Here is an 11,645-nt window from a genome sequence, read left to right on the forward strand (position 1 = left end):
CGAGACAGGTAACGCCATGAGCATCACCCAATTCAAGAACACCGCCACGTTGCAACTGGATGAGTCCAACCCGGTGGCCGTGCCGCTCGGCACGCCGGTGGCGATTGCCTCGACCACCAGCGTCGAGCGCGACGACGGCGTCGAAACCGGCGTCTGGGAATGCACCCCCGGTCGCTGGCGCCGGCAGATCACCGCTCAGGAGTTCTGCCATTTCATTTCCGGTCGCTGCACGTTCACCCCGGACGACGGCGGCGAAACCCTGCACATACAAGGTGGCGACGCACTGATGTTGCCGGCCAATACGCTCGGAATCTGGGACATCGAAGAAACCGTGCGCAAGACCTATGTCCTGATTTTCTGACGTTTTGATCCTTTTGATTGCCTGCCAACAACAATAGCCAATACAGGAATCGATCCATGATCCGAAAGACCCTCGCGCTCGCACCCTTGATGCTCGCCGTCTCCTTCGCTCAGGCGGCGGATACGGTCAAGGTTTACAACTGGTCCGACTACATCGCGCCGGACACCGCCAAGAACTTCGAAAAGGCCAGCGGCATCGGCGTCACCTATGACGTCTACGACAGCAACGAAACCCTCGACGGCAAGCTGATGACCGGCAAATCCGGTTACGACGTGGTGTTTCCCTCCAACCACTTCATGGCGCGGCAGATCGAGGGCGGGGCACTGAAGAAACTCGACAAGAGCCAGTTGCCGAACTGGAAGAACCTCAACCCGGTATTGCTCAAGGCCTTGCAGACCAACGATCCGGGTAACGAACACGGTTTTCCGTACCTGTGGGGCAGCACTGGCATCGGCTACAACGTCGCCAAGGTCAAGGCCGTGCTGGGTGACAACGCGCCGGTGGATTCCTGGGATCTGATCTTCAAACCCGAATACATGGAAAAACTGCAGAAGTGCGGCGTGGCCATCCTCGACAACGGCCCGGAACTGCTGCCGGCGGCGCTCAACTACCTGGGTTTGCCGCATCACAGCAAGAACCCCGAGGACTACAAGAAAGCTGAAGCACTGCTGATGAAAGTGCGGCCGTACGTCAGCTATTTCCATTCCTCGAAGTACACCAGCGATCTGGCCAATGGCGACATTTGCGTGGCCGTCGGTTTCTCCGGCGACATCCTGCAAGCGGAAAACCGCGCCAAAGAAGCGAAGAACGGCATCGACATCGGCTACGAGATTCCCAAGGAAGGCGCCGCCATCTGGTTCGACATGGTCGCCATGCCGGCCGACGCGCCGGACGAGAAGGCCGGCTACGCGTTCATGAACTACCTGCTGCAGCCCGACGTGATGGCCGGCATCAGCAACTACGTGCATTACGCCAATGGCAACGAACAGGCTGACAGCCTGATCGACCCGGCGATCAAGAACGACACCAAGGTGTATCCGAGCCCGGAAATGATGGGCAAGCTGTTCGCACTGGAAGCGATGCCGCTGAACATCGACCGGATCCGCACGCGGGTGTGGAACAAGATTCGTACTGGCAGCTGAAGAAAAACAGGCGAGGGCGGCACCACAGCCTTCGCCTGATTATGTTCTGTCGGAATTACTTGATATCAATACACTGGCATCGCACTGATAAAGTGCAGCAAAGTGAGACGTTGCTAACAAAAAACAACTTACCGATATTTAATATTTAAATAAGAAATCGTCAGACAATTAGGCAGGCTCACCAAACTTACAACATTCTTTCGGCGGCACGCGCTTTGTTTACGGGAGTTTCCCGGAACAGTTCAATTTGATCTCGAAAAAACGCTAGACGACAGATTTCAAATTGTGTCAGGTTTCTTACGCCTTCATTGGGCGAGTGATAGGACAATCTCGCCAGAGGTTGTCGCTATCGGACAAAAACTGTTCCATTGCTAAACAAGGAAGTGTGTTTATGTCGAAAGTAAAAGCTAATGCTGTTGATACCGCCGAGCAGGCTTTCCAGCTGAACGCGGCTCCCCTGGCTGCGTCGAGCTCGGCGTTCAACCAGATCAACAGCTTCAGCCATCAGTACGATCGTGGCGGCAACCTCACGGTCAATGGCAAACCCTCCTTTTCCGTCGACCAGGCCGCCACCCAGTTGCTGCGCGACGGCGCTGCCTACCAGGACAAGGATGGCAGCGGCAAGATCGAACTCACCTACACGTTCCTGACTTCGGCATCGTCCAGCACGATGTACAAACACGGGATCAGCGGGTTCAGTCAGTTCAGTACCCAACAAAAAGCCCAGGCCGTGCTCGCCATGCAATCCTGGGCCGATGTGGCCAATGTGACCTTCACCGAGAAAGCCTCGGGCGGTGACGGCCACATGACCTTCGGCAACTACAGCGGCGGCCAGGACGGCGCGGCAGCGTTCGCTTATCTGCCAGGCACCGGCGCCGGTTACGACGGCACGTCGTGGTACCTGATCAACAGTGGCTACACGCAAAACAAAAACCCGGATCTGAACAACTACGGTCGTCAGACCCTGACCCACGAAATCGGCCACACCCTTGGCCTGGCGCACCCGGGCGACTACAACGCCGGCAACGGCAACCCGACCTACAACGACGCCACCTACGGGCAAGACACCCGCGGCTACAGCGTCATGAGCTACTGGAGCGAAAGCAACACCAGTCAGAACTTCAGCAAGGGTGGCGTGGAAGCTTATTCCTCCGGCCCGCTGATGGATGACATCGCGGCGATCCAGAAGCTCTACGGCGCCAACCTGACCACCCGTACCGGTGACACCACCTACGGCTTCAACTCCAACGCCGGTCGCGATTTCCTCAGCGCCTCGTCGTCGGCCGACAAGCTGGTGTTCTCGGTATGGGATGCGGGCGGCAAGGACACCTTCGACTTCTCGGGTTTCACCCAGAACCAGAAGATCAACCTCAATGAAGCCTCGTTCTCCGACGTTGGCGGCCTGGTGGGCAACGTGTCCATCGCCAAGGGCGTCACCATCGAGAACGCCATCGGCGGTTCGGGCAACGACCTGCTGATCGGCAACAGCGCGGCCAACGAGCTCAAGGGCGGTGCCGGCAACGACATCATCTGGGGCGCAGGCGGTGCTGACAAGCTGTGGGGCGGCGCGGGTTCGGACACCTTTGTGTTCGCGGCCAGCTCCGACTCCAAACCGGGTGCGATCGATCAGATCCTCGATTTCGTCAGCGGTCTGGACAAAATCGACCTGACCGGCATCACCAACGGTGCAGGCCTGCACTTCGTCAGTGCCTTCACCGGCGCAGCGGGTGACGCGGTTCTGACGTCATCGGGCGGCAACAGCCTGTTGTCGGTGGACTTCTCCGGACACGGCGTGGCTGATTTCCAGGTCAGCACCGTTGGCCAGGCAGCCACCAGCGACATCGTGGCGTGATGTAACACGGGAAGCGGCGCGTGATGCGCCGCTTTCTTCACTTGCATCGCCATGGCCGGTAAGCAAGGCTACGTGCCGGAGTGAAATTTCCTATGATCCAATTCGCTATTACCCGCAAAGCGGCGGCGTATCTGTTGCCGATGCTGATGATGATTTCTGGAGAAACAACCATGGCAAGCAGCCTCAGACTCGAAGACCCATCGGTATTTGCCGGGCAGTGGCAGGCGACCCTGAGCGCCCGCAGTGACAGCCCCGAAGCGCAAGCCCTGCAAGACAAGCCGTCGAACACCTGCCAGATCGACCTCGAGGCGAACCAGACCTTGGGCAAGGGCGCCGATTGCCTGAGCGCGTGGTTGCAGGACGCCGCCATCGGCTGGTTTCCCGATCCGGACGGTCTGTCGATCACCGGCAAGGAAGGCTCAAGAATCCAGTTTTTCAGCCGACAACGTGACGGGCTTTATCTGAGCACTTTGAAGTCGGGCCTGGTGATTACACTCAAGCGTTCCTCGCAGCAGCCGTAATGACCGGAACCGACTGACCGTTTAAATATAAAGCGCCCCGTTACAGTTATAAGCGACAGTGCAATAACTTGCAGTCCGGTTTTAATCGCCGAAGTTGTTGTTGAAGTGTAAGTAGGTACTGGCGGTGGATGTCCCGCACGCCATGCGGACAATTAATTGAATTCTCGCCAAGCAGGGCGGGAAATATCATTTCAGGAATAATCAATGAAGATGGCGAAGGCCCCAGCCACCGCTCCCTTATTCAAGGCATTAGGTGACTATAAAAGCATTCTGATCAGCGTCGGATGCTTTACCGCACTGATTAACGTGCTGATGCTGGTGCCCTCCATATATATGCTTCAGGTCTACGACCGGGTGCTGTCTTCGCAAAACGAAACCACCCTGGCGATGCTGTCGCTGATGGTCGTCGGTTTCTTCGCCTTCATTGGTCTGCTGGAGGTGGTGCGCAGCTTTATCGTGATCCGCATCGGCAGCCAGCTCGAGCGCCGTTTCAATCTGCGGGTCTATCAGGCGGCGTTCGAGCGCAACCTGTTCAAGGGCGAGGGTAACGCCGGGCAGTCCCTGGGTGACCTGACCCACATTCGCCAATTCGTCACCGGGCCTGCGCTGTTCGCATTCTTCGATGCACCGTGGTTTCCGGTTTATCTGTTCGTGATTTACCTGTTCAACGTCTGGCTCGGCGTGCTGGCCACGGCGGGAGCGCTGCTGCTGATCGCGCTGGCATGCCTGAACGAATACATGACCAAGAAGCCACTGGGCGAAGCCGCCGGCTTCTCGCAGAAATCCAGCCAATTGGCCACCAGCCACCTGCACAACGCCGAAACCATTCAAGCCATGGGCATGCTCGGCGCCTTGCGCAAGCGTTGGTTCCAGGTGCATTCGCGCTTTCTCGGCCTGCAAAATCAGGCCAGCGACACCGGCGCGGTGATCAGCTCGCTGAGCAAGACCCTGCGTCTATGCCTGCAATCGTTGGTGTTGGGCCTCGGCGCACTGCTGGTGATCAAGGGCGACATGACCGCCGGGATGATGATCGCCGGCTCCATCCTGATGGGCCGGGTGCTGAGCCCGATCGATCAGTTGATTGCCGTGTGGAAGCAGTGGAGCGGGGCGAAGCTGGCTTACCGTCGCCTCGATGCGTTGCTGCAAGCCTTCCCGCCGAGCGATGACGCCATGGCGCTGCCGGCGCCGAAAGGCCAGATCACCTTTGAACAAGTCAGCGCCGGCCCTCCGGGTCAGCGTGCCGCGACCTTGCATATGGTCAACTTCAACCTGGCGGCCGGTGAAGTGCTCGGCGTGCTCGGAGCTTCCGGCTCCGGCAAATCGACCCTGGCACGTGTGTTGGTCGGCGTATGGCCGGCCCTTGGCGGCACGGTGCGTCTGGACGGCGCCGACATCCACCGTTGGAACCGCGATCAGCTCGGCCCGTACATCGGCTACCTGCCGCAGGACATCGAACTGTTCAGCGGCAGCATCGCCGAGAACATCGCCCGCTTCAGTGAAGCCGATCCGCAAAAGGTCGTGGCTGCCGCGCAACAGGCCGGCGTGCACGAACTGATCCTGCGCATGCCGCAAGGCTACGACACGCAATTGGGCGAGGACGGCAGCGGTTTGTCCGGCGGCCAGAAACAGCGCGTGGCACTGGCCCGTGCGTTGTACGGCAACCCGAGCCTGGTGGTGCTGGATGAACCTAACTCCAACCTCGACACCGTCGGCGAAGCCGCGCTGTCCAGCGCGATCGTGCAGCTCAAGGCCCAAGGCACGACTGTAGTGCTGGTGACCCACCGTTCTTCGGTGCTGGCCCAGGCCGACAAGCTGCTGGTGCTCAACGACGGTCGCCTGCAAGCCTTCGGCCCGAGCCACGATGTGCTCAAGGCACTGTCCGGCAATCAGCCCGGCAACCAGCCACAACAAAATGAAAAACCTGCGCAAGCACCGGCCGGGCTCAGCATGAGCCGCCAGTATCAGCCGACGACAAGGAATTCGGGTGTATGAGCAGCGCGAGCATGAACACGCAAAACGAAGCCACGATGGAAAACGACTACATCACCGAACGCCCGGAGCGCGATGCGAAGTTCTTCGCCCGCATGGGCTGGATTCTGGCGCTGGTCGGTGCCGGCAGTTTCTTTACCTGGGCGGCATTGGCGCCACTGGATCAAGGCATTCCGGTGCAAGGCACGGTGGTGGTGTCGGGCAAGCGCAAGGCCGTGCAGTCGATGAGCAGCGGCGTGGTCAGCCGGATTCTGGTGCGCGAAGGCGAAATCGTGAAGCAGGGCCAGCCGCTGTTCCGCCTCGACCAGACTCAGGTCGCCGCCGACGTGCAGTCGTTGCAGGCGCAATACCGCATGGCCTGGGCCAGCCTGGCGCGCTGGCAGGCCGAGCGTGACAACCTCAAGCAAGTGACCTTTCCGGCAGAACTGAGCGATAACGCCGATCCGCGCCTGGCGCTGGTGCTGGAAGGCCAGCGGCAACTGTTCAGCAGCCGCCGTGAAGCGTTTTCCCGCGAGCAGGCCGCCCTGCGTGCCAGCATCGAAGGTGCCACTGCGCAACTGGCGGGCATGCGCCGCGCCCGTACTGACCTCAACGCGCAGGCCGACTCGCTGCAACAGCAGTTGAGCAATCTGCAACCGCTGGCCGACAACGGCTACATCCCGCGCAACCGCTTGATGGAATACCAGCGTCAGCTGTCGCAGGTTCAGCAGCAACTGGCCGAGAACACGGGCGAAAGTGGCCGGGTAGAGCAGGGCATTCTCGAGTCCCGCCTGAAGCTGCAACAGCACGGCGAGGAGTACCAGAAGGAAGTCCGCACTCAACTGGCCGACGCGCAACTGAAAAGCGTCACGCTGTCGGAGCAACTCACCTCCGCCGGTTTCGACCTGCAACACAGCGAAATCCTTGCCACCGCCGACGGCGTGGCAGTCAACCTCGGCGTACACACCGAAGGCGCCGTGGTGCGTCAGGGCGAAACCCTGCTGGAAATCGTCCCGCAAGGCACGCGCCTGGAAGTCGAAGGCCACCTGCCGATCAACCTGATCGACAAGGTCGGCACGCACTTGCCGGTCGACATCCTGTTCACCGCCTTCAACCAGAGCAAGACGCCACGGGTGCCCGGCGAAGTCAGCCTGATTTCCGCCGACCAGATGGTCGACGAGAAAACCGGCGTGCCGTACTACGTGTTGCGCAGCAGCGTCAGCGATCAGGCCATGGAAAAGCTCAATGGCCTGGTGATCAAACCCGGCATGCCGGCGGAAATGTTCGTGCGCACTGGCGAACGTTCACTCCTCAACTACCTGTTCAAGCCGCTGCTCGACCGCGCCGGTTCCGCGTTGACCGAAGAATAAGGATGTTCGGCTGTATGAATAAGCTTTCCATGCTGGCTGCAGCGCTCGCGCTGCTTGCGGGCAACAGTGCAGTGGCGGCCATGGGGCCGTTCGAGATCTACGAACAGGCGTTGCGCAATGACCCGGTGTTCCTCGGCGCGATCAAGGAGCGCGACGCCGGCCTTGAAAACCGCGCCATCGGCCGCGCCGGCCTGTTGCCGAAACTGGGTTACAACTACAACAAGGGTCGCAACTCGTCGAAGGCCACGTCCCTCGACGAACGCGCGCGCAATCGCACCGATGAGCGTAATTACAACAGCTACGGCTCGAGCCTGACCCTGCAACAACCGTTGCTCGACTACGAAGCCTACGCGGCCTATCGCAAGGGCGTGGCCCAGTCACTGTTTGCCGACGAAAACTTTCGCGGCAAGAGCCAGGAGCTTCTGGTTCGAGTACTGGATAACTACACCAAGGCCTTGTTTGCCCAGGATCAGATCGACATCGCGCAGGCCAAGAAGAAAGCGTACGAGCAGCAGTTCCAGCAGAACGAGCACATGTTCAAGCAGGGCGAGGGTACTCGTACGGACATCCTTGAAGCCGAGTCGCGTTACGAACTGGCGACCGCCGAGGAAATCGAGGCCCGCGACGAGCAGGATGCCGCGCTACGGGAGCTGGGCGCATTGGTAGGCGTGCCGGCGATGGACATCAGTGACCTGGCCCCGTTGGATCAGAACTTCCAGACCTTTGCCTTGATGCCGGCCAACTACGACACCTGGCACGAGCTGGCGGTCAGCAATAACCCGAACCTTGCGTCCCAGCGTCAGGCGGTTGAAGTGGCGCGGTACGAAGTCGAGCGCAACCGCGCCGGGCACCTGCCGAAAGTCAGCGCTTACGCCACGATGCGCCAGAACGAGTCGGAAAGCGGCAACACCTACAACCAGCGTTACGAAACCAACACCATCGGTTTCGAAGTCAGCGTGCCGTTGTATGCCGGTGGCGGCGTGTCGGCTTCGACCCGTCAGGCCAGCCGCACCATGGAACAGGCCGAATACGAACTGGACGGCAAGACCCGCGAGACGCTGATCGAATTGCGCCGGCAGTTCAGTGCGTGCCTGTCCGGGGTCAATAAATTGCGCGCCTATCAAAAGGCCCTGGCCTCGGCCGAAGCGCTGGTGGTGTCGACCAAACAGAGCATTCTCGGCGGCGAGCGCACCAACCTCGACGCCCTGAACGCCGAACAACAGCTGTTTACCACCCGCCGTGATCTGGCCCAGGCCCGCTACGACTACCTTATGGCTTGGACCAAATTGCATTACTACGCGGGCACCTTGAGCGAACAGGATTTGGCGCGGGTGGATGAGGCGTTCGGACAGGGTCCACGGATGCAATAACACCGTAGCTTCAACGCAAAAAGCTTCGACCCAAAACAACAAAAAGAGTGGTGAACATGGACGTACGCATCAAGCCGATTTCGGTCGGCACCCTGCTGCTTGTGATTTCTGCAACCCAGGCTCAGGCCCAATACCTCGAAACCGGCAAACCCGGCGATCCCGCCAGTTGGCGCAGCGCTGAATTTCTGCGGGACTGGGGCCTGGACCGGATGCAGGCCGATCAGGCCTATGCCGCCGGCATCACCGGCAAAGGCGTGAAAATCGGCGCGCTGGACTCCGGTTTCGACGCCGCCCATCCCGAGTTCGCCCATGACCGTTATCACCCGGTACTGGCCAGCGGCAGTTACATCGACGGCTCGCTGTTCAACGTCAATGGCACCCTCAACCCGAACAACGATTCCCACGGCACCCACGTGGTCGGCACCATGGGCGCGTCTCGCGATGGCACCGGCATGCATGGTGTCGCGTACAACGCGCAGATCTACGTCGGCAACACCAACAAGAACGACAGTTTCCTGTTCGGCCCCAATCCTGACCCGCGCTACTTCAAAGCGGTGTACGACGCCCTGGCCGATGCCGGTGTGCGAGCGATCAACAACAGCTGGGGCAGCCAGCCGCCGGATGTCAGCTACCGAACCCTCGCGGATCTGCACGCCGCGTACGCCCAGCACTGGAACAAAGGCACCTGGCTGGATGCGGCGGCGGAGGTCTCCCGTCGTGGCGTGATCAACGTGTTCAGCGCCGGCAACAGCGGCTACCCGAATGCCAGCGTGCGTTCGGCGCTGCCGTACTTCCAGCCGGATCTGGAAGGCCATTGGCTGGCGGTTTCCGGACTCGACCAAAGCAATCAGCAGAAGTACAACCAGTGCGGCATCGCCAAATACTGGTGCATCACCACGCCCGGGGCGAAGATCGACAGCACCATTCCCGACGGCGGTTACGCGATCAAATCCGGCACCTCGATGGCCGCCCCTCACGCCACCGGCGCACTGGCGTTGGTGATGGAGCGCTATCCGTACATGAACAACCAGCAGGCTCTCGAAGTGCTGCTGACCACCGCCACTCAACTCGACGGCTCGGTGACCGACGCGCCGACCGAGCGAGTCGGCTGGGGCGTGGCCAACCTGTACCGGGCGATGCGCGGGCCGGGGCAGTTGCTCGGGGCGTTCGACGCCCATCTGGCGGCCGGACAGAGCGATGTCTGGAGCAATGACATCAGCGACAAAGCACTGATCCAGCGCCAGAGCGAAGACCTCGCCGAGCACAACGCCTGGCAGCAAACCCTGCAGAGCAGGGGCTGGCAGAACGGCGTGCCGGCCGGTGCCAGCCAGCAGGATCAGACCGATTACGCCGTGGGCATGGCTCGCGATGCAGCGGCGGCCGGTCGGGTTTATCAAGGCAGTCTGATCAAGTCCGGTGACGGTCGACTGATTTTGACCGGTGAAAACACTTATCGCGGGCCGACCACGGTCAATGGCGGTCTGCTGACGGTGAACGGTTCGCTGACCTCGACCGTGACCGTCAATGACGCTGGCACCCTCGGCGGCTCCGGGCGGATTGGCGCACTGACCGCCAACAGCGGTGGCCGGGTGGCACCGGGTAACTCGATCGGTACTTTGAACGTGGCCGGGGACGTAACCTTCGCGCCCGGTTCGACTTACGCCGTGGAACTGTCTTCAACCAGCAGCGACCGCATCGTCGCCGGCGGCACAGCGTCCATCAACGGCGCCACCGTGAGCCTGTCGCTGGAAAACAGCCCGACGCTGCTCAGCACCACCGAAACCAGAAGCCTGCTCGGCCGGCAGTACGACATTCTGCAAGCGGCGGGCGGCATTCAGGGTCGGTTCGGTGCGGTGCTGCCGGATTATCTGTTCATCGGTGGCAGCCTGGCCTACAGCGACAACGGCATTGGTCTCAATGTCGAGCGCAACGCAACATCCTTCGCCAGCGTCGGCCAGACCCCGAATCAGCGCTCCGTGGCCACTGCCGTCGAAGGTCTGGGCGTGGGCAGTTCGGTTTACGAAAGCCTGCTGTTGTCGGCCACCGCCAGTGATGCGCAACAAGCCTTTCAACAGTTGAACGGTGAAATCTACCCGGCCCTCGGCTCGGTGCTGATCAACGACAGCCGGCAACTGCGCGATGCCATCGGCGAACGCCTGCATGACGCCCAAGCCACGCAAAGCAATGGCTGGATCAAGGCCCTCGGCGCCTGGGGCACAACCGACTCGCGCCACGACACCGCCGGTTACAGCACCTCCATCGGTGGCTTGCTGGCCGGTGTCGACGGCGCGGTCGACGAGCAGACCCGCATCGGTCTGGTCACCGGTTACAGCGACAGCTCTCTGAGCATGGGCTCGGGCACCCATTCCTCGGCCAAGGTCGACAGCTATCACCTCGGCGCCTACGCCGGTCACGACATCGGCGCCTGGCGTCTGAGCACCGGCGCCGCGTACAGCTGGCATCGCGCCGATGTGAAACGCGACTTGCAGTACGGCAACGTCAGCGCCAAGCAGAAAGCCAAAGTCGATGCCGCCACCACCCAGGTGTTCGGCGAAGCGGCTTATCGACTGAACCTGCAACCACTGGCTCTGGAGCCGTTCGCCAACCTGGCCTACGTGCACCTCGACACCGACGGTTTCACCGAGAAGGGCGACGCCGCCGCGCTGAAAAGTGGTGACGACCAGCGCGACGCGGTGTTGAGCACCCTCGGCGTGCGGGCGATCAAGACCTTCGACCTGCCGTCCGCACAGAAGCTGGAAGTGAGCGGACACCTGGGCTGGCAGCACAGCCTGACCGACATCGACTCCGAACAGCATTTGCGTTTCGCCAGCGGCAGCGCGCCGTACACAGTCGAAAGCTCGCCACTGGTGCGCGACGCTGCGCTGGTCGGCGTGCAGGCCAGTCTGGCACTGGCCCGCGACGTGCGGGTGAACCTCGATTACACCGGACAACTGGCCAGCCGCGAGAAGCAGCACGGCGTGGGCCTGAGCCTGAACTGGCAGTTCTGACTGATCGTTCCCACGCTCTCGCGTGGGAACACCTCAATAGACGGATTTTTCGC

8 protein-coding genes are annotated in these 11,645 nt (G+C 61.0%); all 8 read left to right on the forward strand.

Features of this window, described 5'->3' with window-relative positions:
• Positions 1–16: 16 nt before the first annotated feature.
• The 8 genes from ACODTD_RS02395 to eprS all read left to right on the forward strand — a co-directional run bounded on the left by ACODTD_RS02395 (position 17) and on the right by eprS (position 11,592).
• Positions 17–361 carry a cupin domain-containing protein gene (locus ACODTD_RS02395; RefSeq protein WP_011334089.1) on the forward strand — a complete coding sequence of 115 codons (345 nt, stop codon included), beginning with the start codon at positions 17–19 and terminating at the stop codon, positions 359–361.
• Between the two features lie 56 nt (positions 362–417).
• Positions 418–1,503, forward strand: coding sequence for a polyamine ABC transporter substrate-binding protein (locus tag ACODTD_RS02400; RefSeq protein ID WP_011334090.1), 1,086 nt, complete (start codon positions 418–420; stop codon positions 1,501–1,503).
• Between the two features lie 391 nt (positions 1,504–1,894).
• Positions 1,895–3,355, forward strand: a complete 1,461-nt coding sequence (locus tag ACODTD_RS02405) for a serralysin family metalloprotease (RefSeq protein ID WP_011334091.1) — start codon at positions 1,895–1,897, stop codon at positions 3,353–3,355.
• A gap of 92 nt (positions 3,356–3,447) precedes the next feature.
• The gene (locus ACODTD_RS02410; protein WP_181457859.1) at positions 3,448–3,876 is read left to right on the forward strand and encodes an AprI/Inh family metalloprotease inhibitor; all 429 of its coding nucleotides are present in this window, start codon (positions 3,448–3,450) and stop codon (positions 3,874–3,876) included.
• 204 nt (positions 3,877–4,080) lie between these two features.
• Entirely contained in the window at positions 4,081–5,868 is a 1,788-nt protein-coding gene (locus ACODTD_RS02415) for a type I secretion system permease/ATPase (RefSeq protein WP_011334093.1), read from the forward strand.
• On the forward strand, positions 5,865–7,214 hold the full coding sequence (locus ACODTD_RS02420; RefSeq protein WP_011334094.1) for an HlyD family type I secretion periplasmic adaptor subunit: 1,350 nt from the start codon (positions 5,865–5,867) through the stop codon (positions 7,212–7,214). The genes ACODTD_RS02415 and ACODTD_RS02420 overlap by 4 nt, the downstream gene beginning before the upstream one ends.
• 2 nt (positions 7,215–7,216) lie before the next feature.
• The gene (locus ACODTD_RS02425) at positions 7,217–8,584 is read left to right on the forward strand and encodes a TolC family outer membrane protein (protein WP_041475268.1); all 1,368 of its coding nucleotides are present in this window, start codon (positions 7,217–7,219) and stop codon (positions 8,582–8,584) included.
• A gap of 56 nt (positions 8,585–8,640) precedes the next feature.
• Positions 8,641–11,592: an autotransporter serine peptidase EprS gene (gene eprS / locus ACODTD_RS02430; RefSeq protein ID WP_489104388.1), complete on the forward strand. Its 2,952-nt coding sequence runs from the start codon at positions 8,641–8,643 to the stop codon at positions 11,590–11,592.
• Positions 11,593–11,645: the final 53 nt, after the last annotated feature.

The sequence above is a fragment of the Pseudomonas sp. FG35 genome (genome assembly GCF_057809295.1).

What these genes read in the sequence shown, in the direction of transcription:
- ACODTD_RS02395 (WP_011334089.1), top strand. Translation starts at nt 17, where the DNA reads ATGAGCATCACCCAATTCAAGAACACCGCCACGTTGCAACTGGATGAG.
- ACODTD_RS02400 (WP_011334090.1), top strand. Translation starts at nt 418, where the DNA reads ATGATCCGAAAGACCCTCGCGCTCGCACCCTTGATGCTCGCCGTCTCC.
- ACODTD_RS02405 (WP_011334091.1), top strand. Translation starts at nt 1,895, where the DNA reads ATGTCGAAAGTAAAAGCTAATGCTGTTGATACCGCCGAGCAGGCTTTC.
- ACODTD_RS02410 (WP_181457859.1), top strand. Translation starts at nt 3,448, where the DNA reads ATGATCCAATTCGCTATTACCCGCAAAGCGGCGGCGTATCTGTTGCCG.
- ACODTD_RS02415 (WP_011334093.1), top strand. Translation starts at nt 4,081, where the DNA reads ATGAAGATGGCGAAGGCCCCAGCCACCGCTCCCTTATTCAAGGCATTA.
- ACODTD_RS02420 (WP_011334094.1), top strand. Translation starts at nt 5,865, where the DNA reads ATGAGCAGCGCGAGCATGAACACGCAAAACGAAGCCACGATGGAAAAC.
- ACODTD_RS02425 (WP_041475268.1), top strand. Translation starts at nt 7,217, where the DNA reads ATGTTCGGCTGTATGAATAAGCTTTCCATGCTGGCTGCAGCGCTCGCG.
- eprS (WP_489104388.1), top strand. Translation starts at nt 8,641, where the DNA reads ATGGACGTACGCATCAAGCCGATTTCGGTCGGCACCCTGCTGCTTGTG.